This window comes from Candidatus Sphingomonas colombiensis (assembly GCA_029202845.1).
Taxonomy (GTDB): domain Bacteria; phylum Pseudomonadota; class Alphaproteobacteria; order Sphingomonadales; family Sphingomonadaceae; genus Sphingomonas; species Sphingomonas colombiensis.
Genome location: CP119315.1, coordinates 1,582,500 through 1,608,008, shown reverse-complemented (window position 1 = coordinate 1,608,008; position 25,509 = coordinate 1,582,500). Strand labels below are relative to the sequence as shown.

Below are 25,509 nucleotides of genomic sequence, written 5' to 3'. Positions count from 1 at the left end.
AACAGACCCACCGAGATGCAGGGGCTCATGACCGCAGTTTCAAACCTGGCGCTAGCCACCGTAAAGCCCGGAAATCCCGTGGTGCCGCCCGGCGTCGCGCCATCGGGCGCGGCGTTTCTGGCGCTGCTCGGCCCCACGCCGGAAACGACGGAAGACACGCTGCCCGCCCGGCAGGACGATGCCGCCCCCGGCAAGGATTTGCCGGATGCGGGCGATCTCGCCTGGGTTGCCCCGGCGCTGATCGCGCTTCCCGCGATCGCGATCACGCCGCCGACCGCCCCTGTCCCGGACGCGACAACCGCCGGGTCGGCCGCCAACGCATCGTCCGCGACTCGCGAACCGGCGATCCTTGCACTCTCCGCCATCCCTCAACCGGCTAGCGATCCAGCGTCGGCGGTCGAGGCGGGTGCGACGCGCCCGACAATGACTACCGAATCGCCGGCTGGTGATTTGCCTCGCCCGGCCACTGCGGCGCCCGACCCGACGGTCGCGCGGCCCGTGCCCGCAGCTATTTCGCAGGATACCGCCGCGCAGCCTATCATAGTCACCATGCCGGCTGCGGGCGCGGATTCGAGTGCCGCGCCGTCCGTGCACGCTGTCGCCTCGCGGACTATCATCGCGCCAGCGTTGCCCACCACCCCGGCAGCCGTAAGCGCGGACCGAATCGCCACGCCGATCGCGCAATTTTCTCCCGCGATCATTTCGCGTAGCGCCGCCACGCCGACCGGCGCGGTCGCTGCGGGCGGCGTGCCCGTGCCGACAATCATTGCCGCCAGCGCGCCATCGACGCCGCCGGAGCCACAACCTGCGCCAGCGGCAGCGCCGCCCGCCACTGCGGGAGTCGCGGCGGCACCACAACCCGCTCCTCCGACACCTTTCGGGGCCGACGTCGCGACGGCCTCCACCCCATCCGTCCCGGTGCCGCCGCTCGCAACGGGCACGCCACTCGCGCCGGTCACCCCCGGCGAGCCGCCACGTCCAGCGACGCTACCCCAGCCACCCGCAAGTGCGGCCGTGGCTGGATTGCCGATCGCCCCGGCCACGCCGTCCGCATCGACGACCCCGCCGCTCGCGCGAATCGCGCCCGCCGCGCAGGTTTTCGCCGCCGCGATCCAGCGCGCCACCGCCGATGATCGGGCCGCGGCCGCCCCTCAGCCTGCACTCGTCGGCATTCCGCTTGGCACCGATAATGCGCTCCACGCGGTCGCCGCTATGGCCGATCCGCGCCAAGCGGCGATCGATCTGAAGCAGGATGGCTGGCCGAACCAGATGATCCAGCGGATCGAGGCGCTGCGCGACGCCGCAAACGCCAACGACAGCAGCATCCGCCTGATCCCGGATGCGCTCGGCAAGATCGACGTGTCGCTGAAGCGCGAGGGTGATGGCGTTTCCGTCCGTCTCGTCGCGCATCAGCCGGAAACGCGGCAGATCCTGGCGGACGCGCAGCCGCGTCTCGTCGAGCTCGCCGAAGCACGCGGGCTGAAGCTTTCCGCCGCGACCGGCGGCACCACCGACACCGGCGGGCAACCCATGCCGCAACAGCAGCAGCAACCCCGCACGCAGCAATCCGCCACCGCCGCCGCCCCGCAGCGCGCGCCGGCCGAGGCCGACGATACCGACATGACCGATGATCGCATCGCCTGATTACCGAGGACAATGAAATGAGCGATACCGAAACCAAGGCTGAAGCGACGGCCAAGAAAAAGGGCAAGCTGCCGAAGATCATCATGCTGGTGGTCGGCGTGGTGGTGCTCATCGGCGGTGGAATCGGCGCGGGGCTATATGCGGCGGGCTCCGGCCTGATCGGCGGCAAAGGCGCGAAAACGGTAGCCGCCGGCCCCCGCCTCGTGCCCAAGAGCGAACAGAAGCATCCGGGCGAAGGCAAGGAAGAAGGCGGCCATGGCGGCGCGAGCGCCGAGGGTGGCGAAGGCGGCGAGGCCAAGGCGGCCGAGGATCACGGCATGCCCACGCCCTCGGGCGAGGGTGGCGAGCGTTATGCCTCCAATTATTACGCGATGGAGAAGGATTTCACCGCCAACCTGCAGGATTCGGTCCACTTCCTCCAGGTCGGCATCGCGATCTCCACGCCATATGACGACACCGTCATCCGCAACCTCAAGACCAACGATATCGCGGTGCGCTCCGCCGTGCTGATGGCATTGGGCGATACCAGTGAGGATCAGGTGTTCACCTCCGAAGGCAAACAGGCGCTGGCGAAGCGTCTCGCGGCGGCGATCAACAAGGTTCTTAAGGAAAAGGAAGGATTCGGCGGCGTTGGTAACGTCTACTTTACCAATTTTGTTGTTCAGTGACTGGGCATGGTTAACGCCGCTTCATCCTCTGACGCCGAACGTCGCGAGCGCAGCCGCAACGAGGCCGTCCAACCGGGCGGCCTTGGGCAGGCGAAGCTCAATCCGTTTGGCGACCTGCACACGTTGCAGCACCTTTCCGCGCGCCTTGCGCGGAGCCTGCGCGGCGTGTTCGAGCCGCTGCTGCGGCAAGAGGTGAGGACGTGGGCGGAACCGCTGATGGTACAGCGTTTCGCCGATTATCGCCTGGAGCGCCCGGATCTCCTCACCGCGTGGCTGCCGCTCGGCATGGACGATCGCACCGCCTTGTGCGTGTTCGACGGCCGATTCGTGCTGGAGCTGCTCGATCTGTTCTTCGGCGGGGTCGGTTATGCGCCGTCCGAACTGCCACTCGAATTCACCCCTGCCGCCGAGGCGATGGTGGGTCGGCTCGGCGAGATGATCGCGATGCCGCTCGCCGCCGCATGGGAGCCGCTGGCGCGCGTTTCGTTCACCGTCGGGCGGTGCGAGGCGAATGCCGCGATGCTCACCAATATCGAGGCGGACGACGCGATGATCGTCACCCGCTTCGGCATCGCGCAGGGGCAGGCCCGCCCGGTGTTCGTCGATCTCGTCTATCCCGTCACCGCGCTGAAGCCGCACGGCACCGCGCTGACCGGCAAGGTCGTCGCCAAAGCGGCCGAGCAGGACGCGCAATGGACCGCGGCGCTGACGCGCGCGGCGATGCAGGTGCGCTTTCCCGTCCGCTCCGTTCTTGCGGAACCGGTGATCAGCCTCGCCAAGCTGATGGAATTGCAGCCCGGCGACGTGATCCCGATCCATTTCACCAACGATGTCCCGGTGATGGTCGGCAACGACCGACTTGGCACCGGCACCGTCGGCACAGCCAACGGCCACGCCGCGATCCGGCTTACCAAACTCGCGAGCCTTGAAGGAATCAACGCATGAATGACATGACGGGCGCCTTCGCGGCCGACCCTGACGCCTCTGGCGCGGTCGCCGCCAATTTCAGGCTGCTGCAGGATGTCGACGTCAAGCTGACGGTCGAGATCGGCTCGACCCAGCTTACGCTGCGCGAATTGCTGGCACTCGGCGAATCGAGCGTGATCGAGCTGGATCGACAGGCCAACGAGCTGCTCGAAGTATTCGTCAACGGCACGCTGATCGGGCGTGGCGAGGTGGTGACGGTAGGCGAGCGTTTCGGCGTGCGCATGACCGAACTCGTCAACCCAGAGAAGCGCGGCTGATCGCGATGATGTGGGCTTATGTGCTGAAGCTGGTCATCCTGCTGCCGCTGGTCTGCGGGCTGATGATCGGCTCGCTCTATCTCTGGCGGCGGCTGGAAAGCCGGATGCCGGGCAAATCGCCGACGCGAATGATCGCGGTGCGCGAGACGATGATGATCTCGCCCGGCGTCAAGCTCGCGGTGGTCGATTTCGAGGGGAGCCGCCTGCTGGTCTCGGTCGGGCGCGGCGGGGTGACGTTGGTCGACAAGACGCACGCACGGAGTGAGCTCGCATGACATTGGTGCGCACCGGCGGGGGGCCGGCGCTGTTCAACCAGACCACGCAACGCGCGCGCGGCCGTGGCTTTTCATGGGCGAAGGTCGCACTGACGCTGCTCGCTGTGGCGATTGCGCTGATGATCGCGCTGCCCGCATTTGCACAGGTAGCGCCACCGGCGGCACCCGCGGCGCCGGGCGTGGGCGATGCGGTGGATCGCGCGCTGGGCCAACTCGCCGGCGGGGCGGCATCGGGACAGACCGGCAACGGCTCGCTCTCGCTGTCGTTGCAAGTCCTCATCATCATGGGCCTGCTGACGATCCTGCCGGGCATCATCCTGATGATGACCAGCTTCACGCGGATCATCATCGTGCTGTCGCTGCTGCGCCAGGCGCTGGGCCTGCAACAGACGCCACCCAATCAGGTGCTGATCGGCCTGTCACTGTTCCTGTCGTTTTTCGTGATGGCGCCGGCGATCAACCAGATCAACACGAACGCAATCCAGCCCTATGCCGCCGGCAAACTCGCCGGCACGGACATGATCAAGACCGCAGGCGAGCCGCTCCATGCCTTTATGACGAAGCAGACGCGGGTGAAGGATCTGACGATGTTCGCCGAAATGGCGAAATCCGGGCCTTATGCCAATCCGAAGGATGTGCCCTTTTCGGTGCTGCTGCCGGCATTCGTGACGAGCGAGCTGAAAACTGCGTTCCAGATCGGCTTCCTGATCTTCCTGCCATTCATCGTCATCGATCTGGTCGTCGCCACCGTGCTGATGTCGCTCGGCATGATGATGCTGTCGCCGGCGATCATCTCCTTGCCTTTCAAGCTGTTGCTGTTCGTCCTCGTCGACGGATGGGCGCTGACCATGGGCAGTCTCGCCAATAGTTTCGCCACGTAATGCGGTGCCGGCGCGCGCCGGCACCGCGAAGGACAAATTCATGGCAGACGCAGATTATTTCCTGACCGTCGCGAACCAGACGATGTGGGTGCTGGCGCTCGCCGCCGCGCCGATCCTGATTCCGGCGCTGGTTTCCGGCCTGATCCTTGGCATGATTCAGGCAGCGACCTCGATCAACGAACAGACGCTAACCTTCGTGCCCAAGCTGATCGTCGTGGCGATTTCGATCATGCTGTTCGGCGGCATGATCATGGGCCTGCTCAGCGATTTCACGATCGGTATCTTCGATCGGATTCCGGATCTGGTGAAATAGCCGATGCTCGGCTTCGGCCTCGCGATTGAGCCACAGCTGTGGGCGCTCATCTTCGTGATGGTGCGCGTCGGCAGCGCGTTCGTGGCGGCCCCTGTTTTCGGCAACGTATCGGTGCCGTTGCAGGTGCGTGTCGCGCTGTCCGGCGCGATCGGCGTGATGGTTCTGGGCAGCCACCCGATCCAGCCGCCGGCACAGATTTTCGCGGTTACCACCTTCCTCGCCGTGGCGGCGGAGGCGCTGGTCGGCCTCGCGCTCGGGTTCGTGCTGCAAATCGCCTTTGCCGCGCCGTTGGTGGCGGGCGAAGTGATCGGCGGATCGATGGGCATCGGATTCGCCAATATGATCGATCCCAATTCCGGTCGCTCCTCACCGGCGATCGGGCGTTTCCTGTCGGTGATGCTGACGCTGTTGTTCCTGTCACTCGATGGGCACCTCGTCCTCGTCGACATGATCCTCAAAAGCTATGTCGCCATGCCACCCGGCGCGGCCTGGCTGGCTGCGGGGCAGATGCGCGATATCGCGATGTTCGGCGGCTACGCCTTCCTCGCTGGCCTGTTGCTCGCTCTGCCGGTCGGCTTTCTGCTGCTGTGCCTCAACCTCGTGGTGGGCATGCTCTCCCGCTCGGCGCCCGCGCTCAACCTGTTCGCGGTCGGGCTGCCGGCGAGCCTTGCGGTGGGCGTCGTCAGCCTCGCGATCGCGTTCCCGGCGATGGGTGATTACATGCAAGTGATGGTGCGCGAAGCGCTCGCCGCCACCTCGTCGCTGGTGCTCGGCTGATGTCGGAGCAATTCGGCGAACGGACCGAAGCCCCAACCCAAAAACGGCGCAAGGACGCCCGCGAACGCGGCGAACTCCTCAAGAGCCGCGATTTCGCCACCGCGCTCGTGGTGCTCGCGGGCGTAGCATGGGTCGCGCTGTTTGGATCGTCGCTGCTCAAGGCATGCAAGGCGATCATGGCGGCCTCGTTCCGTTTCGATCGCGGCGACGTAGAGGATTTTCAGCCGTGGCGGCCGCTGGTGGACGCCGGCTGGCAACTCGTCCCGGCACTCGGCTCGCTGTTCGCGATCACCGTCGTCGCGGCGATCGTGAGCCAGGGCGGCCTCGGCTCGCTCGGCTTCAACGCCACCCTGCTCGCGCCCAAAGCTTCGCGGATCAACCCGGCATCGGGGCTGAAGCGCATCTTCGGCCCGACCGGCCTGATCGAGCTGGGCAAATCCCTGCTCAAGGTCGTGCTGCTCGGCTCGATCGGCGCGTGGCTGCTGATATCGTCATCCCACGCGATGTTCGGCCTCGCCTCGTCCAATCTCGAGGTGGCGGTGGGATCGCTCGGCGGCACGCTGACGCATATCCTGATCGTCATGGCGCTTGGGTTGGTTGCGATCGCGATGGTCGACGTGCCGGTGCAAATCATGCAGCTGCTCGGCAAGCTGCGCATGACCAAGCAGGAGGTGAAGGACGAGCATAAGGAAAGCGACGGTAATCCCGAGCTGAAGGGCCAGATTCGCGCCAAGCAGCGCGCGATCCTGTCACGTTCGATGAAGAAGGCGATGGCATCGGCGCACGTCGTGCTGACCAACCCGACGCATTTCGCGGTCGCGCTGCGTTATGATCGCGGGCGGGATCAGGTGCCGGTGGTGGTGGCCAAGGGCCGCGGCGCGACCGCGCTCGCGATCCGCGAAGCGGCGGGCGAGATGGCGGTGCCCGTGCTCGAATATCCGCAGCTAGCGCGTGCCGTTTATTACACCAGCCGCGAGGGGCAAGAGGTGCGCGACGATCTGTATCTCGCCATCGCGACGGTGCTGGCGTTCGTGTTCAACCTCAACGCCGCGATGGGCGGTCGCGCGCCGCCGGCGATCGACGTGCCGCCAAGCGCGCGGTTCGACGAAAATGGCGTGAAACAGTGATTTTGCCCCATTCAAACATATTAAAGAATCGCGCGCTCCGGTCGTTTGAATCGTCATGACGACCACCAGCAGCACCAGCGGGTCAACCACGTCGGCATCGACGTCGACATCCTCCACGGCGAGCGTCAACGCATCCGCCGCGCAGCAACTGCTGAGTTCGCTCAACAGCGGATCGGGTGTCGATACCAGCTCGCTGGTCACCTCGCTGGTCAATGCGCAATTCGCCACCAAGGTCGCCGCGCTGAAGGCCAAATCCGATGCGCTGACGACCAAGATTTCCGACGTGGCGACACTCAAGGGCCAGATCAGCGATTTCGCCGGCGCGCTCGAAAATCTGGTGAAGGGCGGCGGCCTGGTGTCGCAGCCGGCCAGCTCGAACACGAATGTGCTCGGCGTCACGCCGTTGGTCGGCGCGAAGCTCAATGGGCTGTCCGCCAGCATCACGGTGAGCCAGCTCGCCGGCGCGCAGACGGCGGTAAGCGCCGCTCCGGTCTCGGATCGGAACGCGGCGATCGGCACGGGCCAGTTCACGCTGACGCTGGGCAACGCCACCTACAACAGCGACGGATCGATGGCCTCGTTCGCCGCCGGCAGCGGCACGCCCGCGACAATCACGATCGACAGCAGCAACAATTCACTGTCGGGGCTGGCCGCTGCGATCAACAAATCCGGCATGGGCGTCACCGCATCGATCATCACCGATGTCGACGGCTCTGCCTATCTCTCGCTCAAGGGCGCGAGCGGCGCGACGCAGGCCTTCACGCTGAATGCGACGACGGATGATAACGGCACGCTTTCCGCGTTCAACGTCGGCCCCGGCGGCGGGATGCGGATCGCGAGTGGGGCGCAGAACGCCAAGCTGACGCTCGACGGTGTCGCGGTGGAGCGTACCAGCAACTCGATCAGCGATCTCGTGCAGGGGTTGCAGATCAATCTGACCGGCACCTCCGCCACGCCGATCACCCTCTCCTCCTCCACGCCGACCACCGCGCTGACCAATGCGGTCAACGATCTCGTCGACACCTATAATCAGGTGTTTAGCGCGCTGAAGGCTCAGGTCGATCCGATCACCGGCGATTTGCGCGCCGACACTGCGACGCAAACGCTCTATCGCTCGATGCGCGGGCTGACGACGCGGACGCTGATCGGCAATGCCGCCCCCGGTGCGCCATCGACGCTCGCCGACCTTGGCGTCGTCACCAATCGCGACGGTTCGCTTTCGGTCGATGCCACCAAGCTCACCAACGCGATCACCAACAATCCGGCCGGGGTGGAGGCGATCTTCGCTTATGCCACGATAGGCACGGACGGCATCAATGCCGCGATGCAGTCGATCAAACTCAACGCCACCAGCACGCTCTACGGCCTCGGCGCGTCGACCGCGACTTATACCAAGGCGCAAGGCACGATCGCGACGCAGCAGGACGATCTCACCACCAAGCAGCAGCAGATGACCGACCGCCTGACGCAGCAGTTCGCCGCCATGAACGCCAAGGTCGCATCATATAAGGCCACCCAGGCTTATATGACGCAACAGATCGACATGTGGACGAAGTCGGGCAATTGACGGTGGCTTATGCGAGCGCGCTGCTGCGCAATCCGGCACAAACCTATCGCGAGATCGATCTCGCCGGGCGCACCGCCAATGCCGATGGGCCGGCGCTGGTATCGTTGCTTTACGAGGAATTGATTCAGGCACTGCGCGTTGCCGCCTGGGCCGCCGAGCGGCGCCAGTTCGCGACCAAGAGCGAGCGCGTCACCCGCGCCACGGCGATCCTGTTCGCGCTCGAGGCGAATCTCGATTTCGAGAAAGGCGGCGAAGTCTCCAAGACGCTCGCGCGCCTGTATGCCGGCGCGCGGGCGCAGGTGATCCGCGCCAGCCTCGGCCATGATGGCGCGCCGTTCCGCGAAGTCGCCGACAATCTGGCCGAAATCGCCAACGCCTGGTCGCAGGCGCGCGCCGCCTGATCGACCAGCTTCGAGTGCCAGCCGACAGTTTTCTCCCGCAAAATTACGTCGCGTCCCATGCGGGGGCCGCTCACGCATTCACTTGACCGCGTGAATCGCCGTCTGTCATCATGCTGTAACGGCAAACGTCGTAAGGCGTGCGCCACACGGTATCGAAGGGGACAGAAGTTTGTTCCATCCCGATCTGATCCGCCATCCGGACAGTTGCCCGACGCTCGTCCTGAATGCCGATTACACGCCGCTTTCCTATTACCCACTGAGCATCTGGCCATGGCAGACGGCGGTGAAAGCGGTATTCCTCGATCGCGTCGATATCGTCGCGCATTATGAGCGCGAAGTGCACAGCCCGACCTTCGCGATGAAATTGCCCTCTGTGATCGCGCTCAAACAATATGTGCGGCCGTCACAATTCCCCGCCTTCACGCGCTTCAATCTGTTCCTGCGCGACAAATTCGCCTGCCAATATTGCGGCACCACGCATCGCGACCTGACCTTCGATCACGTCATCCCGCGCGCACAGGGCGGTCGGACGACATGGGAGAATGTCGTCACCGCCTGCGCGCCCTGCAATCTGCGCAAGGGCGGCCGCACCCCGCGTGAAGCGTCGATGCCGCTGCATATCGAGCCGATCCGCCCGACGAGCTGGCATTTGCAGGAGCATGGCCGCCGCTTCCCGCCCAATTATCTGCACGATACGTGGCGCGACTGGCTCTATTGGGACGTCGAGCTGCTGGCGTGAACGGCTGAGCGGCCTCAGCCATATCCTCCGCCGCCCGGTGTCTCGATCACGAAGCGGTCGCCAGCCTCCAGCGCGGCCTCGTCGCGCCCGCTGAGCGTTTCGCGCGCGCCGCCACGCCGCTCGATCCATTGCGCGCCCGCCGCGCCATCGACGCCCCCCGCCAGCCCGAACGGCGCGATCGTGCGGCGCGAGGCGACGATCGTCGCGGTCATCGGCTCGAGCGCGGTGATCGCACGCACCACGCCGTCGCCACCACGATGACGCCCCGCGCCGCCCGATCCGCGCCGGATCGCGAACGTGTCGAGACGCACCGGATAACGCATCTCCAATATCTCGGGATCGGTGATGCGGGTGTTGGTCATATGCGTATGGACCGCCGAGGCGCCGTTGAAACCTGGCCCCGCCCCGGCCCCGCCGCAGATCGTTTCATAATATTGAAAGCGATCATTGCCGAACAGGAAATTGTTCATCGTCCCTTGCGACGCGGCCGAGGCGCCAAGCGCGCCGACCAGCGCGTTACACACCGCCTGGCTCACCTCCGTATTGCCCGCCACCACCGCGCTGCCCGGCGGGGGAGACAGGAAGCTGCCATCAGGCAGAATGATGGTGAGCGGTGCAAGGCACCCTTCGTTGAGCGGCAGATCCTCCCCAACGAGACAGCGGAAGGCATAAAGCACCACCGCGCGCGTCACCGCCGGGGGCGCGTTGAAATTGCCGGCGCTCGCTGGACTGGTGCCGGTGAAGTCGATCGTCGCCGCGCGGGCCGCGTGATCGACCGTCACCTTCACCGCGATCCGGGCGCCATCATCCATCGGATAATCGAAGCTGCCGTCGGACAGCCGGGTGATGACGCGGCGGATGCTTTCCTCCGCATTGGCCATCACATGCCCCATATAGGCGCCGACCATCGCCCAGCCGCGCGCCGCAACCAGCGCGCGCAGCTCCACGATGCCGGTTTCGTTGGCGGCAAGCTGCGCCTTGATATCCGCGACGTTTACATCCGGGCTGCGCGCCGGCCAGCGCGCACCAGCGAGCAGAGTGCGGAACTCCGCCTCACGCAGCTCGCCGCCGTCGACCAGCAGGAAATCGTCGATCACCACGCCTTCGTCCTCAAGCGTGCGCGAATCGGGTGGGGTCGATCCGGGGGTGAGGCCGCCGATATCGGCATGATGCCCGCGATTGGCGACGAAGAAGCGGATCTCCTCCCCCGCGTCATCGAATACCGGGGAGATCACCGTTACATCGGGCAGATGCGTGCCACCGTTGAACGGATTATTGAGCGCCACCGCATCGCCCGGCTTGAGCGTGCCGGCGCGGCTGGCGATCACCGTGCGCACACTTTCCCCCATCGCCCCAAGGTGAACGGGGACGTGCGGCGCATTGGCGATCAGGTTGCCGCCCGCATCGAACAGCGCGCACGAAAAATCGAGCCGTTCCTTCATGTTGACGCTGCTTGACGTGTTGCGAAGCACCACGCCCATGCGTTCGGCGATCCCTATGAACTGCGAGTTGAACAGCTCCAGCTGAACCGGATCGACCGTGGCGGGATCGGCGACAGCCTCGCGCGCGGCGGCTCCATGGTGGAGCACCAGCTCGCCCGCTGCACCGACCTCCAGTACCCAACCCGGCTCGACGACGGTGGTGGCGATCGCCTCGCGGACCAGCGCGGGGCCGAGGATGCGGTCTCCGGGGCGCAGGCCGTCGCGGTCGTGGACCGGCGCGTCGTGCGTGCGCCCGCCACTCCACAAGGCGATCGTCTCCAGCGGCGCGGGTAGGGCACCATCGCGCGGGGCGAGCGGAGGCATCGCGACCGGAGTGCCGGGCAGGATCGCCTCCAGCACCACGCTTTCGACGACGACCGCGCGATCCGGGCTGACGAAGCCGAAGCGCGCGCGATGTGCCGCCTCGAACGCCTCGCGCATCGCCGATAGCGTGCCGACCGGCACCGGGAGCGCGGTATCGGTGCCGGCATAGCGCAGATTGGCGCTCGCCTGGCGCCGCGCCCCCTCATCACCGATCTCGCGCGCGGCTTCCTCGCCGAGCGAGGCCGTCAGCGCCTCGATCGCGTCGAGTGCCGCCGCGTCGAGCGGGCATTCGAGCGAGCGCTGGCGCATAGCAGACTGATCCGCCAACCCCATGCCATAGGCGGAGAGCACCCCAGCAAAAGGGTGGATCAGCACGGTCCGCATCGCCAAAGTCTCCGCGACCCGACACGCGTGCTGGCCGCCCGCGCCGCCGAAACATTGCAGCGCGAAGCGGGTGGCATCCTCGCCGCGCTCCAGCGCGACCCGCTTGATCGCGGCTGCCATGTTCGCGACGGCGATGGTGAGAAACCCTTCCGCCACGTCGCGCGGTTCCTGCACGCGGCCGGTCGCTGCGGCGATCTCCGCGGCGAGTTCAGCGAAGCCCCGCTCCACCGCCGCGCGATCAAGCGGCTGATCGCCCTCAGGCCCAAAGATCGCAGGGAAGTGGCCGGGCTGTATCTTGCCGGTCATGACGTTCGCATCGGTGACGGTAAGCGGCCCGCCACGCCGATAGCAGCTTGGCCCCGGGTTGGCCCCGGCGCTGTCCGGCCCGACGCGATAGCGCGCGCCATCGAAATGCAGGATCGATCCGCCGCCGGCCGCAATCGTCTCGATCGCCATCATCGGTACGCGCAGCTCCACGCCCGCCACCTCCGTATCGAACGCACGCTCGAAGCGGCCGGCATAAAGCATCACGTCGGTCGAGGTGCCGCCCATGTCGAATCCGATCACGCGATCGAATCCGGCTGCTTGCGCCGTCCGCGCCGCTGCGACCACCCCGCCGGCGGGCCCGGAGAGGATCGCATCCTTGCCCTGAAACGCGCGCGCGTCAGCCAAGCCGCCGTTCGATTGCATGAAGGCGAGCGGCGTATCGCCCAGCGCCCCCGCCACCGTATCGACATAGCGACGCAGCACCGGCGAAAGATATGCGTCGACCACCGTCGTTCGCCCCCGCGCGACGAGCCCGGTAAGCGGGCTGACCGCGTGACTCGCGGACACCTGCGCGAACCCCGCCTCACGCGCCAGCGCCGCGATGCGCGATTCGGTTTCGGGGAACGCCCATGCGTGGGCCAGCGCGATCGCCACCGCCTCGAACCCTTCGGCGCGGCGGCGCACCAGCATCGCCCGTACCGCTTCCTCATCGAGCGGCACGAGCAAATTGCCCGCCGCGTCGATCCGGCCGCCGACCTCCTCCACCGCATGATGCAATGGTTCGGGCAGGCGGATCGCCAGATCGAACAGACGGGGACGCGCCTGATTGCCTATGGTCAGCAGGTCCGCGAACCCCGCATCGACAATCAGCAAGGTGCGCGCGCCCTTGCGTTCGAGCAGCGCGTTGGTGGCAACGGTGGTGCCCATCTTGACCTGATCGATCAGCGCGGCGGGCAACGGCGTTTCCGCCGCGACATCAAGCATGGCGCGGATGCCGGCGATCGCCGCATCGGCATAGCGTTCGGGATTCTCGCTCAGCAGCTTGGTGGTGGAAAGCGTGCCATCGGGCGCTCGCGCCACGATATCGGTGAAGGTGCCGCCGCGATCGATCCAGAACTCCCAGGCCACCGCTTACCTCCGTTTTATCGATAAATTATTAATGATACGGTGATCAATCGTTGACAAGCCTGATTCGCCGCGCGAACCTCTCTGGACGGATGGGAGAGGAAATCGCCGGATGAGCAATGCGAAGCGCGCGATCGTCTCCTCGGCACACCTCGCCGATGGCGCGGCGCCCGCCCTGTCCGAGCTGGAATTCAGCCTGACACTGGCGGCCACCGCCTATCAACGCTGGCTGGCGCGCTGCGCGGTCGCGGCGGGCGCGTCCTTGTCGCCGATCGAGGTGCTGATCCTGCACACCGTGCGCCATCGCGACCGCCCGAAGCGATTGGGCGACATCACGCTCGTACTCGATATCGAGGATACTCACCTCGCCACTTATGCGATTCGTAAGCTCGAAAAGGCCGGGCTGGTCGAGACGCGGCGACAGGGAAAAGAGAAACTGGTCGCCGCGACAGAGGCGGGCGTGGCGTTCTGCGACGCCTATCGCGCGGTGCGCGAGCGGCTGCTGGCGGATGCCGTAGCGACGGAAGGGCCGGGCGAATCCGCGCTGTCCGACATGGCCGATCTGCTGCGCCGCATCTCCGGCCAGTATAATCAAGCGGCCCGCGCCGCTGCGACGCTTTAGGGGGCTGCCGCCATGCTGGTGCTGTCGGGAATCGCGATCATCGTCATCGGCTTCGCGCTGGGGGTCAATCCGATGCTGGTGGTGACGCTTGCCGCGTTTGCCAGCGCGATGGCGGCGGGGCACGGGCCGATCGAGGTGATCGGGATGATCGGCAAGGCGTTCGTCGACGGGCGTTTCCTTGCGGTCGCGTGGCTCGCGCTGCCGACGATCGGGCTGCTCGAACGTGCCGGCCTGCGCGATCATGCGCGCGGGCTGGTGCGGCGGCTGCGCGGCGCGACCACCGGGCGCGTGCTGATCGGCTATCTCGCGCTGCGCCAATTGACCGCCGCGCTCGGGCTCACCTCGCTCGGCGGCCATGTCCAGATGGTCCGCCCGATCGTCGCGCCGATGGCGGAGGGCGCGGCGGAACGCGACGAACAAACGCCACTCGATCCCGAAACCCGCGATCTGGTGCGCGCCAATGCGGCGGCCGTCGACAACATCGGGCTATTCTTCGGCGAGGACGTATTCATCGCGATCGGATCGATCCTGCTGATCCGCGCGGTGCTGGAGCAGAATGGCATCATCGTAGCACCGCTGCATGTCGCGATCTGGGCGATCCCCACGGCGATCTGCGCCTTCGTGATCCACGGGTTGCGGCTGTTGCTGCTCGATCGCCGGCTGAAGGCGCGCCGCGCATGATCGGGCTCGATGCGATCGGCGCGGTCGCCGGCCTGCTCCCCGCCGCCGTCGCGATCCACCACGCCACGCATCGCACGACGCGCGGCTGGTGGCGTAGCGCGGGCTTCTGGGCGTTGTTCGCAACCAGCCTGATGGCGGGACCGTGGCTGCCCGATGTGGCGAACGGCGTGATCGTGCTGGCGATGGTAGCGCTCGCCACCGCAGGCCTGCGCCCCGCGCCGGTTCCCACCACCAGCGACGAGGAACGCGCTGCGAGCGCGGCGCGGCTCAAGTCGAAACTGTTTCTTCCCGCGCTGTGCATTCCGGCGGTAACACTGGCCGGCACCTTGCTCATTCCCGACGGCAGGATCGCGGGCCATGCCCTGATCGATCCCAAGCAGGTGACGCTCGTTTCACTGGCGACCGGCGCGATCGTCGCACTGGCGCTCGCGATACGGCTGACGCGCGCACCACGCGCCGCGCCGGCGGCGGAGGCCCGCCGGCTGACCGACGCGATCGGTTGGGCGATGGTGTTGCCGCAGATGCTTGCCGCGCTCGGCGGGATATTCGCGCTGTCCAATGTCGGCAAATGGGTCGCGATCGGAGTGACCAGCGTGATGCCGCTCGACACGCCGCTCGTCGCCGCGCTGGCCTATTGCCTTGGCATGGCGCTGTTCACGATCGTGATGGGCAATGCCTTTGCCGCCTTCCCGATCATGACCGCGGGGATCGGTCTGCCCTTCATCATCCACCAATTCGGCGGCGACCCCGCGCCGGTCGCGGCGCTCGCGATGCTGTCCGGCTTTTGCGGGACGCTGATGACCCCCATGGCGGCCAATTTCAACATCGTGCCGGTGGCGGCATTGGAGCTGCGCGATCGCCATGCCGTGATCCGGGCGCAGATACCCACCGCGCTGATCCTGTTGGCGATCAACATCATGATTATGGTGACCTTCGTGCTACCGGGAGCGCAGCGATGACAACCGAACTCACCGCCGATCGCGCCGCGCAATTCGCGCGGATCGCATTGGGCCATGTCACGCGCGAATATCCGCACAAGGCGGATCATGTGATGACCGGCGACGGCGACGCTTATATCCCGCGCGCTGTCCATCCGATCTTCTATGGCAGTTTCGACTGGCATAGCTGTGTCCACGGCTATTGGCTGCTCGCGCGCATACGGCGGCTGTTCCCCGATCTGGCGGAGGCACAAGCAATCGATGCGCTGTTCGCGGGCGCCTTCACCCCCGCCAAGGTGGAGGCGGAGCGCGCCTATCTCGATCGGCCAAGCGCGCGCGGGTTCGAGCGGCCCTATGGCTGGGCATGGCTGCTGATGCTGGCGGCGGAGCTGAAACTGGCGAACTCACCGCATCACGCGACGCTGCGGCCGTTGACGGAGGCATTCGTCAAGCGTTTCCACGACTTCCTGCCGCTGCTCACCTATCCGGTGCGCGCCGGCACGCATGGCAACACCGCCTTCGCGCTGGTGCTCGCCGCACGCTATGCCGATGTCGAGGGCGATGCGCCGCTCCGCGCGCTGCTGGCGGATCGCGCGCTCAACTGGTTCGGCGCAGATCGCGACGCACAGGCGTGGGAACCGAGCGGCGACGATTTCCTATCTCCGACGTTGATCGAGGCGAGCGCGATGGCCGCGCTGATCCCGGCCGAGACCTTCCGCGAATGGCTGGCAAAGTTCCTGCCGCGGCTGGGATCGGGCGAACCGGCCACGTTCTTCACCCCCGCCACTGTCAGTGATCGCAGCGACGGCAAGATCGCGCATCTGGATGGCCTCAATCTCAGCCGCGCCTGGGCCTTTCGCGCCATCGCGAACGCGATCGATGCACCGCACCTGCAAGCGACGCTGCGCACTGCCGCCGATCGCCATCTCGCCACCGCACTGGGCGAGGTGGCAGGGGACTATATGGGCGAACATTGGCTGGCGAGCTTCGCGCTGCTCGCGTTCACCGGCTAGATAGCGGCCAATGGCGTTTCGCGCGTCAAATCCATAGGATGCCTGGCTCATCCGCCCAGAACAAACCGGACGATTTTCACCGATGCGCAAAACCCTGTTGATGCTTGCCACCGCCCTCGCCGCCGCCCCCGCGATGGCGCAAATCACCCCAGCGGTGTCTGACGACGCGCCGCCGACGCCGATCCCGGCGGTGGCGCCCGGCTTCGACGTAGCGGCGGCCAAAACGCGCATCGATGCCTCGCTCGATCGGCAATATCCGAAGCTTGACGCGCTCTATAAGGATCTCCACGCGCATCCGGAGGTCGGCTTTCAGGAAACCCGCACCGCCGCCATCCTCGCGGCGGAAATGCGCAAGCTCGGCTTCACCGTCACCGAGAAGGTCGGCAAGACCGGGATCGTCGCGATCTACAAGAATGGCGACGGGCCGGTCGTGATGGTCCGCACCGAGATGGACGCGCTGCCGATGGAGGAAAAAACCGGCCTTCCCTATGCATCGCGCGCGCAGCAGACGGTGGACGGCAAGCTCACTTTTGTCGATCACGCCTGCGGGCATGACAGCCATATGGCATGGTGGATCGGCGCCGCCACTGCGCTGGTCGCGATGAAAGACCAATGGCACGGGACGCTGATGTTCATCGGCCAGCCGTCCGAGGAAACCCTGCTCGGCGCCCGGGCGATGCTCGACGACGGGTTGTTCAAGCGCTGGCCGAAGCCCGACTACGGCTTTGCCGCGCATGTCGGCCCCGATGCGATCGGCCGCGTGGTGGTGAAGGAAGGCGCGGTCACCTCCGCCTCCGATAAGGTCAACGTCACGTTCAACGGCGTCGGCGCGCATGGTTCGATGCCGGACAAGAGCATCGATCCGATCGTGATGGGCAGCCATTTCGTCAACGATGTGCAGACGGTGATCAGCCGCGAGCGCGATCCCAATCTGTTCGGCGTGATCTCCGTCGGCAGCTTCAATGCCGGCACGGTCGGCAATATCATCCCGGATCACGCCGATCTGCAATTGACGGTGCGCTCGCGCGACGCGGCGACCCGCAAGCTGCTGCTCGACGGCATCGATCGCACCGCGCGCGCGGTGGCCGATATGGCCCGCGCGCCGGCCCCGATCGTCTCGCATCCGGGCGGCACGGGCGTGGTGCACAATGATTCGGCGCTCTCCGCGCGCACCGCCTCCGTCCTCGCCACCGCTTTCGGCAAGGACGTGGCCTTCGTGCCGGCGGTGAGCCCCGGCGGCAATGCGAGCGAGGATTATGCCGCGTTCATCGAAGCCGGCGTGCCATCGGTATTCATCGCGGTCGGCGGCTACGACCCGGCGATGATCGCGCGCTACAAGGCGGAAGGGAAGCCGGTGCCGGTCAACCATTCGCCATTCTTCGCTCCTGTGCCGGAGCCGACCATCAAGCGCGGCGCGCAGACGCTGGCGCTCGCCGTGCTGTCGGTCGCCGGCAACGGGGTTGCGGTGAAATAACCCCGCCGCCGATCAGCGTGAGTGCATTTGGAAACGGGCTGATGCCGCGTTTCCAAACGCACGCTCAGGCGTGATCGTCCTCGTCGATCCAGATGACGTGCGAATCGATCTCCAGCCGGATCACCGCGCGCAGCGCCTCGGTCCGCGCGCGTATCTCCTCGCGGCGCGCGTCATTGGCCTGACGCTCGGCATAGAGCAGGTCGGCGAGGTCGATCCCGCCCAGCCGGTTGCCGGCGCGCATCCGATCGGCCACCGCCTGCGCGCTGGTCGCCGCGTCGCGCAGCGATTGCCAGCCATCGAGCCGCGATCGCGCCAGCGCCACATCCGCCGCCGCGATCGCCTCGACCGTGCGGCGCACGGCCGCGAGATCGCTCACCGCGGCTGAGGATTGCGCGGCCGCCTCCTCCGCCAGATAGCGGCGATAGCCGCCCCCGAGCGGCATCGACGCGACCAGCCCGACCCCGCGCTCCATCCCGCCACGCTCACTGAACGCGCGGACGCCGAGCGAAGGGTCCGCAATCCGATCGGCACGCGCACGACGGGACGCGAAGCCGAGCCTGTCCGCCTCCGCCTGCGCGGCTTCGATCTCATGGCTTCGCTCGATCACCAGCCGGCCGAGCGTGGTGAAGCCCTCCGCCGGCTCGCCCGGCTCGTCCGGCGCAGGCGCGGTGGCGGGCAATGGGATGGTCGGGAAGGTCGCACGCAGCTTCGCCTCCGCCTCCGCAAGCGTCGCGTGCGATTCGGCGAGCTGGCCGCGCGCCCGCGATGTTGCCGCCGCCGCCTGATCGACATCGAGCGCCGCTGCATCGCGCAATTGCGCGCGACGTTCGATCGCACCACCCTCGCGCGCCAGATTGGCGACGTTGCGCCGATCGCTCTCCACCAGCGCGCTCGCGCCGATCCAGTCGAGCCACAATTGCGCCAGCTCCAGCGCCGCCTGATGGCGCGCGTCTGCCATGCGATTCTGCGCCGCCGCCACGCCGGCCTCACCCGTGCGGCGATCGAGCGCCGCCTTGCCCGGCAGGCGGAATGCGCGGGTCAGCGTGGCATCGAATTCGGCGTAATCCCGCTCGCGATCGACGCTGCGGCGGATCGCACTGCCGGCAAGGATCGCTTCGTGATTGCCCTTCGCCAGCGCCCCTGCCTGCGCGTGCGCGACGTCGACACGATGTCCGGCGGCCAGCACGGTCGGATGATTATCCAGCGCATCGCGGACCGCTTCCGGCGGCGGCAACCCGCCTCGTGCGACGCGTGGTTCGGCGTACAGGGGGCTGGCGACCACCGCCGCCACACCCGCGAGCCACAACAAGCGATTCATGCCAATCTACCTCGTGCGATGATCGGGGTCGCGTGCCAGCGCACCGGGCCACCGCGCCGCGCATTGTCGATGGCGGCGACCAACGACGTGCATTGCCGCTCGTCCACGATCAGTTCGATCACGCGCCGATCGAGCCGCCCGGAAACCCGTTCGGCCGTGGTGGCATCGGAAAAGTCATGGCCCAGCACCGCCTCGGCACGAATGTGGACGGGCGCGCCGGTTGCGGCGCGCAGCAGTTCGCCCAGCGGCGGCGCATCCGCCGCGCCGCAATGAAAAGACAGGATAATATCAGCCATCGGCGCGCTCCCGGGCGGATTCGCCGAACCGCTCGAACAGCAGCGGCAGCAGCACCAGCGTCAGCAAGGTGGAGGTGATGAGCCCCCCGATCACGACGATCGCCAGCGGGCGCTGGATCTCCGACCCCGGCCCGCTCGCGAACAGCAACGGCACCAGCCCGAATCCGGTGATGCTCGCGGTCATCAGCACCGGCCGCAAGCGCCGCTCCGCGCCCAGCGCGCACGGCGTCGGCCATCGCCATGCCAGTCGGCGCGAAGCTCACGGAAATAGGCCACCAGCACCAGCCCGTTGAGCACCGCGATACCGAGCAACGCGATGAACCCGACCGAGGCGGGAACCGAGAGATATTGCCCGGACACCCACAAGGCGACGATCCCGCCGACCATCGCGAATGGAATATTGACGAGGATCAGCAACGAGGCGCGCATCGAACGCAGCGTGCCCAGCAGGACGAGGAAGATCAGGGCCAGCGCGACCGGCACGACCAGCGACAGCCGCGCAGCCGCGCGCTGCTGATTCTCGAACTGCCCGCCCCAGACGAGGCGATAGCCGGCCGGCAGCGCCACCTGTCGCACCCGACCGCGGCCTTCGCCTCATCGACATAGCCGACGAGATCGCGCCCGGAGACGAACGCCTGCACCAGCGCATAGCGCGCGCCATTTTCGTGATCGATCTTCACCGGCCCCGCGACCGGGCGGATCGCCGCGACATCGCTGACCCGCACCGTCTTGCCGTCCGGGGAACGCAACAGGAGATCGGCGAACAGCCGCGCGTCGTTGCGCTGCGCGTCGCTCCCGCGAATCACGATCGGAGTGCGGCGGTTGCCCTCCGCGACGATCCCGGCGTGCATGCCCTCAAGCTGGGTACGCAGTGCATCCTCGATCGTGTCGACCGACAGGCCCGCGCGCCCGGCCGCGAGGCGATCGATATCGATCTGGAGATAATCGACGCGATCATTGGCGACGGTCATCACCTCGGTCGCGCCACGCGTCTGTTGCAGCACCGCCTGAATCTGCGCCGCGAGCCGCCCGAGCGTCGCGCCGTCGCTGCCGAATATCTTGATCGCCAGATCGCCGCGTGCGCCGGTAAGCATCTCCGATACGCGCATCTCGATCGGCTGGGTGAAGCTCGCTTCCATGCCCGGCAGCCGCTGCATCGCGACGCGCATCGCCTCGACCACATCCTCCTTGGTGCCACGCCATTCCGCGCGCGGCCGCAGCGTGACGAACGTATCGCTTTCATTGAGCCCCATCGGATCGAGGCCAAGCTCATCGGAGCCGACACGGGAGACGACGCGCTCCACCTCCGGCACATGATCGATAAACGCACGTTGGGCGGCGACATCCCCGCGCACCGAATGATCGAGCCCGATGCTGGGATTCTTGACGAGCTGCATGACGACCGCGCCCTCGTCCATCTGCGGCATGAAGGTCTTGCCGACCGACCCATAAGCGACCACCGCAACCGCCAGCCCCGCCGCCGCCACGCCATAGACCAGCGGCTTGCGCGCGAAGGCCCCGGCGAGCAGCGCGCGATAACGCGGCGTCAGCACCCGCATGATCCACGGATCGGCGTGCGCGCCCGATTTCAGCCCGAGCGACGCCAGCACCGGCACCAATGTGAGCGCAAGCACCAGCGAGCCGATCAGCGCGAAGATGATGGTGAGCGCGACGGGCGCGAACAACTTCCCCTCCAGCCCCTCCAGCGAGACGAGCGGCAGGAAGACGAGCGCGATGATCAGCAAGCCGGCCGAAACCGGCACGATCACATCGCTCGTCGCGCGGAATACGTGGTTGAGGCGCGGTGCATCATCCTCGCCGCGCGCATGGCCCAGCCTCTCGACGACATTCTCCACCACCACCACCGCACCATCGACCAGCATACCGATCGCGATGGCGAGGCCGCCCAGGCTCATCAGATTGGCCGGTGAGCCCCCAATAATGCATCAGCAGGAAGGTGATCAGCGTCGCCATCGGCAGCGTCACCGCGACGATCGCCGCCGCGCGCCAATTGCCGAGGAACAGGATCAGCAGGATCACGACGAGCACCGTCGCCTCGATCAGCGCATGTTCGACCGTGCCGACGGCCCGGCCGATCAGATCGGATCGGTCGTAGAAGACGTTGACCTTCGTACCCGGCGGCAAGCTATGCGACAATTCCGCGAGCCGCTCCTTCACGCCCGCCACCACCTTGCGCGCATCCGCGCCGCGCAGCGCGATCACCAGCCCCTGCACGGTCTCGCCGCGCCCGTCATCGCTCACCGCGCCGTATCGCGTCAGGCTGCCGGTGCCGATGCTCGCGATATCGCCGAGCCGCAGGACATGGCCGTCGTGGGCGCGGATCACCAGCGCTTTCAGATCATCGATCGTGCGGATCGCGCCGACCGCGCGGACGATCAGCGCATCCTCGCCATTGTTGAGCCGGCCCGCACCATCGTTGCGGTTGCCCGCCTCGATCGCGGCCTTCACCTCGGCCAGCGTCAGCCCCGCCGCCGCGATCGCGACGGGATCGGGGCGCACCTCGAAGGTACGCACATGGCCGCCAAGCGCGTTGACGTCCGCCACCCCCGGCACGGTCCGCAATGCGGGACGGATCGTCCAGTCGAGCAGCGTGCGCTTTTCCTCCAGGCTGAGCGGGCCGTCGATCGTGAACATGAACAGTTCGGACAATGGCGTTGAGATCGGCGCGAGGCCGCCGCTCACCGTGGCGGGAAGATCATCCTTCGCCTCCGCCATGCGCTCGCTCACCTGCTGGCGTGCCCAATAGATATCGGTGCCGTCTTCGAAATCGATGGTGAGATCGGCCATCGCATATTTCGCGGTGGCGCGAAGGACCGACTGGCGGGGAATGCCGAGCATCTCCTGCTCGATCGGCGCGATGACGCGGGTTTCCACCTCGTCCGGGGTCATGCCGGGCGCCTTGAGGACGATCTTCACCTGCGTCGGCGCGATATCGGGATAAGCGTCAATCGGCAGGTTGACGAAGGTCCACGCGCCCAGCCCCGCTATCACCAGCGCGAGTCCGACGACGAACAGCCGGAATGACAGCGCATAGGCGACCAGATTGCGCAGCATCGTGCCTTCGCCCCTTAACGCGCGCCCGCGAGCATCTTTAGCTCGCTGATCCCGGATGAAACGACCCGCTCGCCCACGCGCAGCCCGGCCGTGACGATGGCATGCTCGCCCGCGCCATGAATCGTGGTCACCGGGCGGATGACGACCCCGCCCTTCGCCAGGACGAACACGCTCATGCGGCCATCGATATCCACCAGCGCACGCGCCGGGATGCTCACCGCCCCTTCCGGTGCCGGTCCGTCGATCGTTACCGGCATCGCGCCACCCGCGACGACGCCGGACGCGGCAGGAAGGCTCGCGGTTACGGTGGTCGAACGCGTTTCAGGATTGATCGAGCCACCCACCGCCAGCACCGTGCCGACGCCATTTCCACCGACACGCACGCGCATGCCGGGGCGAACCGTGCCGATCAGCCGCTCGGGAAGTTGGGCGGTCACCTGCAACGCCCCGCCGCCGTCGATCACGAAGGGGGATGTGCCGACGTCGAGCGCCTTGCCGGTCTCCGCGTTCATGCTGCTGACACGGCCGCTGATCGGTGCGACCAAGGTATAGCCTGCTCCGCCGCCATGGCCGCCGCCGGTCAGAGCGATCAGCCGCGCCTGTTCGCCGACATCGACGTCGCTCTGCCGGGCCACGGCCTGCGCCTGATCGGCACGCGACGGTGCGATAATGCCTTCACGAGCGAGTTGTGCGAGCCGCCCGGCATCGGCGCGCGCGATCGCCTGCCGCGACCGCGCGCGCGCCAGATCGGCGTTGAGGCTCACCATGTCGCGGCTGGCGACGGTGGCGAGCGGCTGGCCGGCGCGCACCTCCTGCCCATCCACCACGAACACGCGCGTCACTACCCCGGCGAGCTGTGCGGCCACCGCGACGCGTGCGTTGGGTGGCGGCGCGATCCGTGCTGGCAACACCGCGATCGGCACTGTTTCCGCACGCTCGGCCGCCGCGAGACTGATCCCCAGCGCGCGTACCTGATCCGGCTTGAGCGCGATGAAATCGCTTGTCTTGGTCGCAACGGCGGCTGCGGGCGCCGGCTTATCGGAAGAAACTTTGTCGGCGGGCGAGAGCCACCACAAGCCTGCGGCGGCTACAGCGGTGGCCGCTCCCCCAATCAACCAGATGCGACGTTCCATGCCATGCCGCTACGGCGCGTGGCTGACGTCAATCTGACGGGGCGGAATCGATCGGGAAGCCAAGGCGGATTTCGCGCCGCGCGGCATCGGCGGTCAGCGTGCCGCCATGCGCGCGCATGATGCGATCGACGATCGCCAGCCCCAGCCCCGCGCCATGCTTGCTGGCATGATCGGCGCGGCGGTGTCGCTCGACCAGTTCGGCAAGCCGCGCGTCGCTCAACCCCGGCCCCTCGTCGCGCACCGCGACGATCCGATCCGGCGTGACGCGAATCAGGACCAGCCCGCGATCGGGCGTCACCCGCAAGGCATTCTCGATCAGGTTGCGTAAAGCCGCCGCGATCGCCTCGCTCCGGCCGCGCGCCATCACCGGGGCATCCGCCTCCAGCTCGATCCGCACGCCGCGATCGACAGCGATCGGCGCGAGCCGCGCGATCACCGTCGCGGCGATATCCGCGAGATCGACCGCCGCCGGCTGAAGCTGCGCCGCACGATCCGCCTCGATCTGCGCGAGCAACATCAACTGATCGATCAGCCGGCGCATCTGCGCCACGTCGCCGCGCAACCGATCCACCTCGGGATAATCGAGCCGATCCAGTTCGAGCGACAGCAAGGTGAGCGGCGTGCGCAGCTCATGCGCCACGTCCGCCGCGAAGGCTTCATGCAACCCGGCAGCGCGGTCGACCCGATCGAGCACCCGGTTGATCGCCTCCGCGAAGGGGCGCGCCTCGGTCGGGAAATCGGTGGTGTCGACGCGCACGCCGCGTGCGTCATCGCTGCGCGCATCGATCCGTCGCGCCGCGTCGATCAGCGGACGGACCGAGGTGGCGATCGCCCAGCGCCCGGCCATGGCCATCGGCACGATCAGCACCGCCATCGGCAACAGCACATGCTCCGAAAGCTGGAGGATCGCCTGCTCCAGCGCGGCGCGGTTGGAAAGGTTGCTGAACGCGATCCGATATTCGATCCCGATGATGATCAGCAGCAGCAGCGCGCCCAGCCCGCCGACCAGCGCAAGGCTGCGCGTGAGGCGGCTGGTGATCGACAGCGCCGGTTTCACGCGTCGCTCTCGCGCAGCAGATAACCGACGCCGCGGATCGTGTGCAGATAGCCGCTCGCGCCGGCCTCCTCCAGCTTGCGGCGCAGGCGCGAAACGGTCGCCTCGATCGCATTGGGCGTCACCGCCTCGTCGAAGGTATAAAGCGCGTCCTCGATCGCGCGGCGGCGCACGACCTGCCCCGCGCGGCGCATCAGCAGCTCGAGCAGCGCGGTTTCGCGCCGTGTGAGATCGAGCGTCACGTCGCTCGCCGTCACCACATGAGCGGCCGCGTCGAAACGGATCGCGCCAAGCGTGAGCGCAATTTCCTGCCGCGCCCCCGGCCGTCGCAGCATCGCGCGGAGCCTTGCGGCAAGCTCGTCCATCGCGAACGGCTTGGGGAGATAGTCGTCGGCGCCGGCATCCAGCCCCTTCACCCGATCCTCCAATGCATCGCGCGCGGTGAGAATCAGCGCGGGCGGCGCACCGGCCGAACGCCGCCGCTTGAGCCATTCGATCCCGTCCCCATCGGGCAGACCGAGATCGAGCACCAGCCCGTCGAACGCGGAAAGGCCCAAAGCGTCATCGGCGGCAAGCAGGCTTTGCGCGACATCGCAGACATGACCGCGCTCGCCCAACCCTGTGGCAACCAGAGTGGCGAGCCGCTGATTGTCCTCAACGATCAATATTCGAGCCATCGCCCGCCATT

The 25,509-nt window shown here is 67.0% G+C and carries 23 protein-coding genes and 1 pseudogene; 17 read left to right on the top strand and 7 right to left on the bottom strand.

Translation table 11 applies throughout. The features are described 5' to 3' along the window. The first annotated feature begins 27 nt into the window (after window positions 1-27). The 12 genes from P0Y64_07705 (at window position 28) to P0Y64_07650 (ending at window position 9,636) form a co-directional block, all read left to right on the top strand. Window positions 28-1,644 carry a flagellar hook-length control protein FliK gene (locus tag P0Y64_07705; GenBank protein WEK44659.1) on the top strand — a complete coding sequence of 539 codons (1,617 nt, stop codon included), beginning with the start codon at window positions 28-30 and terminating at the stop codon, window positions 1,642-1,644. A 17-nt stretch (window positions 1,645-1,661) separates the two neighbouring features. Beyond that, window positions 1,662-2,312 carry a flagellar basal body-associated FliL family protein gene (locus P0Y64_07700; GenBank protein ID WEK44658.1) on the top strand — a complete coding sequence of 217 codons (651 nt, stop codon included), beginning with the start codon at window positions 1,662-1,664 and terminating at the stop codon, window positions 2,310-2,312. Between the two features lie 6 nt (window positions 2,313-2,318). Beyond that, window positions 2,319-3,257 (top strand): flagellar motor switch protein FliM, encoded by a 939-nt coding sequence (locus P0Y64_07695; protein WEK44657.1) that lies wholly within the window; start codon window positions 2,319-2,321, stop codon window positions 3,255-3,257. After that, window positions 3,254-3,556, top strand: coding sequence for a flagellar motor switch protein FliN (gene fliN, locus P0Y64_07690; GenBank protein ID WEK44656.1), 303 nt, complete (start codon window positions 3,254-3,256; stop codon window positions 3,554-3,556). The genes P0Y64_07695 and fliN overlap by 4 nt, the downstream gene beginning before the upstream one ends. 5 nt (window positions 3,557-3,561) lie before the next feature. Next, complete coding sequence (locus tag P0Y64_07685) at window positions 3,562-3,831, top strand: flagellar biosynthetic protein FliO (protein WEK44655.1); 270 nt, start codon at window positions 3,562-3,564, stop codon at window positions 3,829-3,831. A 119-nt stretch (window positions 3,832-3,950) separates the two neighbouring features. After that, window positions 3,951-4,712, top strand: coding sequence for a flagellar type III secretion system pore protein FliP (fliP, locus tag P0Y64_07680; GenBank protein ID WEK45008.1), 762 nt, complete (start codon window positions 3,951-3,953; stop codon window positions 4,710-4,712). Between the two features lie 40 nt (window positions 4,713-4,752). Beyond that, window positions 4,753-5,025 (top strand): flagellar biosynthesis protein FliQ, encoded by a 273-nt coding sequence (fliQ, locus tag P0Y64_07675; protein ID WEK44654.1) that lies wholly within the window; start codon window positions 4,753-4,755, stop codon window positions 5,023-5,025. A 3-nt stretch (window positions 5,026-5,028) separates the two neighbouring features. Next, window positions 5,029-5,802 carry a flagellar biosynthetic protein FliR gene (gene fliR, locus P0Y64_07670; protein WEK44653.1) on the top strand — a complete coding sequence of 258 codons (774 nt, stop codon included), beginning with the start codon at window positions 5,029-5,031 and terminating at the stop codon, window positions 5,800-5,802. Next, a complete protein-coding gene (locus tag P0Y64_07665; GenBank protein ID WEK44652.1) occupies window positions 5,802-6,929 on the top strand; it encodes a flagellar type III secretion system protein FlhB in 1,128 nt (375 codons plus the stop codon). The genes fliR and P0Y64_07665 overlap by 1 nt, the downstream gene beginning before the upstream one ends. Window positions 6,930-6,984: 55 nt before the next feature. After that, window positions 6,985-8,496 carry a flagellar filament capping protein FliD gene (gene fliD, locus P0Y64_07660; GenBank protein WEK44651.1) on the top strand — a complete coding sequence of 504 codons (1,512 nt, stop codon included), beginning with the start codon at window positions 6,985-6,987 and terminating at the stop codon, window positions 8,494-8,496. Window positions 8,497-8,498: 2 nt separating this feature from the next. Further along, entirely contained in the window at window positions 8,499-8,897 is a 399-nt protein-coding gene (locus P0Y64_07655; GenBank protein ID WEK45007.1) for a flagellar protein FliS, read from the top strand. A 169-nt stretch (window positions 8,898-9,066) separates the two neighbouring features. Next, window positions 9,067-9,636: an HNH endonuclease gene (locus P0Y64_07650; protein ID WEK44650.1), complete on the top strand. Its 570-nt coding sequence runs from the start codon at window positions 9,067-9,069 to the stop codon at window positions 9,634-9,636. Between the two features lie 14 nt (window positions 9,637-9,650). On the opposite strand, the gene P0Y64_07645 is transcribed toward P0Y64_07650, so the two are convergent. Further along, the gene (locus P0Y64_07645) at window positions 9,651-13,220 is read right to left on the bottom strand and encodes a hydantoinase B/oxoprolinase family protein (GenBank protein WEK44649.1); all 3,570 of its coding nucleotides are present in this window, start codon (window positions 13,218-13,220) and stop codon (window positions 9,651-9,653) included. 109 nt (window positions 13,221-13,329) lie between these two features. On the opposite strand from P0Y64_07645, the gene P0Y64_07640 reads away from it, so the two are divergent. From P0Y64_07640 to P0Y64_07620, 5 genes are all read left to right on the top strand, one after another. After that, entirely contained in the window at window positions 13,330-13,839 is a 510-nt protein-coding gene (locus tag P0Y64_07640) for a winged helix DNA-binding protein (GenBank protein ID WEK44648.1), read from the top strand. 12 nt (window positions 13,840-13,851) lie between these two features. Beyond that, a complete protein-coding gene (locus tag P0Y64_07635; protein ID WEK44647.1) occupies window positions 13,852-14,520 on the top strand; it encodes a DUF969 domain-containing protein in 669 nt (222 codons plus the stop codon). Next, the gene (locus P0Y64_07630) at window positions 14,517-15,479 is read left to right on the top strand and encodes a DUF979 domain-containing protein (GenBank protein ID WEK44646.1); all 963 of its coding nucleotides are present in this window, start codon (window positions 14,517-14,519) and stop codon (window positions 15,477-15,479) included. Before P0Y64_07635 ends, P0Y64_07630 begins: the two co-directional genes overlap by 4 nt. Then, window positions 15,476-16,471, top strand: coding sequence for a DUF2891 domain-containing protein (locus tag P0Y64_07625; protein ID WEK44645.1), 996 nt, complete (start codon window positions 15,476-15,478; stop codon window positions 16,469-16,471). Before P0Y64_07630 ends, P0Y64_07625 begins: the two co-directional genes overlap by 4 nt. A gap of 82 nt (window positions 16,472-16,553) precedes the next feature. Next, window positions 16,554-17,945: an amidohydrolase gene (locus P0Y64_07620; protein WEK44644.1), complete on the top strand. Its 1,392-nt coding sequence runs from the start codon at window positions 16,554-16,556 to the stop codon at window positions 17,943-17,945. Between the two features lie 64 nt (window positions 17,946-18,009). On the opposite strand, the gene P0Y64_07615 is transcribed toward P0Y64_07620, so the two are convergent. The 6 genes and pseudogenes from P0Y64_07615 to P0Y64_07590 form a co-directional block, all read right to left on the bottom strand. Beyond that, complete coding sequence (locus P0Y64_07615; protein ID WEK44643.1) at window positions 18,010-19,263, bottom strand: TolC family protein; 1,254 nt, start codon at window positions 19,261-19,263, stop codon at window positions 18,010-18,012. After that, window positions 19,260-19,559, bottom strand: a complete 300-nt coding sequence (locus tag P0Y64_07610) for a DUF3240 family protein (GenBank protein WEK44642.1) — start codon at window positions 19,557-19,559, stop codon at window positions 19,260-19,262. Before P0Y64_07610 ends, P0Y64_07615 begins: the two co-directional genes overlap by 4 nt. After that, a pseudogene (locus tag P0Y64_07605) lies at window positions 19,552-22,634 on the bottom strand (CusA/CzcA family heavy metal efflux RND transporter). Before P0Y64_07605 ends, P0Y64_07610 begins: the two are co-directional and overlap by 8 nt. 14 nt (window positions 22,635-22,648) lie before the next feature. After that, a complete protein-coding gene (locus P0Y64_07600; GenBank protein WEK44641.1) occupies window positions 22,649-23,767 on the bottom strand; it encodes an efflux RND transporter periplasmic adaptor subunit in 1,119 nt (372 codons plus the stop codon). A 28-nt stretch (window positions 23,768-23,795) separates the two neighbouring features. Beyond that, complete coding sequence (locus P0Y64_07595) at window positions 23,796-24,824, bottom strand: ATP-binding protein (GenBank protein WEK44640.1); 1,029 nt, start codon at window positions 24,822-24,824, stop codon at window positions 23,796-23,798. Further along, window positions 24,821-25,498 carry a response regulator transcription factor gene (locus P0Y64_07590; GenBank protein ID WEK44639.1) on the bottom strand — a complete coding sequence of 226 codons (678 nt, stop codon included), beginning with the start codon at window positions 25,496-25,498 and terminating at the stop codon, window positions 24,821-24,823. The genes P0Y64_07595 and P0Y64_07590 overlap by 4 nt, the downstream gene beginning before the upstream one ends. Window positions 25,499-25,509 lie beyond the last annotated feature (11 nt).

Excerpts from the sequence above, each read along its gene's own strand:
- P0Y64_07705 (WEK44659.1), top strand. The coding sequence starts at position 28 with ATGACCGCAGTTTCAAACCTGGCGCTAGCCACCGTAAAGCCCGGAAAT.
- P0Y64_07700 (WEK44658.1), top strand. The coding sequence starts at position 1,662 with ATGAGCGATACCGAAACCAAGGCTGAAGCGACGGCCAAGAAAAAGGGC.
- P0Y64_07695 (WEK44657.1), top strand. The coding sequence starts at position 2,319 with ATGGTTAACGCCGCTTCATCCTCTGACGCCGAACGTCGCGAGCGCAGC.
- fliN (WEK44656.1), top strand. The coding sequence starts at position 3,254 with ATGAATGACATGACGGGCGCCTTCGCGGCCGACCCTGACGCCTCTGGC.
- P0Y64_07685 (WEK44655.1), top strand. The coding sequence starts at position 3,562 with ATGATGTGGGCTTATGTGCTGAAGCTGGTCATCCTGCTGCCGCTGGTC.
- fliP (WEK45008.1), top strand. The coding sequence starts at position 3,951 with ATGATCGCGCTGCCCGCATTTGCACAGGTAGCGCCACCGGCGGCACCC.
- fliQ (WEK44654.1), top strand. The coding sequence starts at position 4,753 with ATGGCAGACGCAGATTATTTCCTGACCGTCGCGAACCAGACGATGTGG.
- fliR (WEK44653.1), top strand. The coding sequence starts at position 5,029 with ATGCTCGGCTTCGGCCTCGCGATTGAGCCACAGCTGTGGGCGCTCATC.
- P0Y64_07665 (WEK44652.1), top strand. The coding sequence starts at position 5,802 with ATGTCGGAGCAATTCGGCGAACGGACCGAAGCCCCAACCCAAAAACGG.
- fliD (WEK44651.1), top strand. The coding sequence starts at position 6,985 with ATGACGACCACCAGCAGCACCAGCGGGTCAACCACGTCGGCATCGACG.
- P0Y64_07640 (WEK44648.1), top strand. The coding sequence starts at position 13,330 with ATGAGCAATGCGAAGCGCGCGATCGTCTCCTCGGCACACCTCGCCGAT.
- P0Y64_07635 (WEK44647.1), top strand. The coding sequence starts at position 13,852 with ATGCTGGTGCTGTCGGGAATCGCGATCATCGTCATCGGCTTCGCGCTG.
- P0Y64_07630 (WEK44646.1), top strand. The coding sequence starts at position 14,517 with ATGATCGGGCTCGATGCGATCGGCGCGGTCGCCGGCCTGCTCCCCGCC.
- P0Y64_07625 (WEK44645.1), top strand. The coding sequence starts at position 15,476 with ATGACAACCGAACTCACCGCCGATCGCGCCGCGCAATTCGCGCGGATC.
- P0Y64_07620 (WEK44644.1), top strand. The coding sequence starts at position 16,554 with ATGCGCAAAACCCTGTTGATGCTTGCCACCGCCCTCGCCGCCGCCCCC.
- P0Y64_07615 (WEK44643.1), bottom strand. The coding sequence starts at position 19,263 with ATGAATCGCTTGTTGTGGCTCGCGGGTGTGGCGGCGGTGGTCGCCAGC.
- P0Y64_07610 (WEK44642.1), bottom strand. The coding sequence starts at position 19,559 with ATGGCTGATATTATCCTGTCTTTTCATTGCGGCGCGGCGGATGCGCCG.
- P0Y64_07600 (WEK44641.1), bottom strand. The coding sequence starts at position 23,767 with ATGGAACGTCGCATCTGGTTGATTGGGGGAGCGGCCACCGCTGTAGCC.
- P0Y64_07590 (WEK44639.1), bottom strand. The coding sequence starts at position 25,498 with ATGGCTCGAATATTGATCGTTGAGGACAATCAGCGGCTCGCCACTCTG.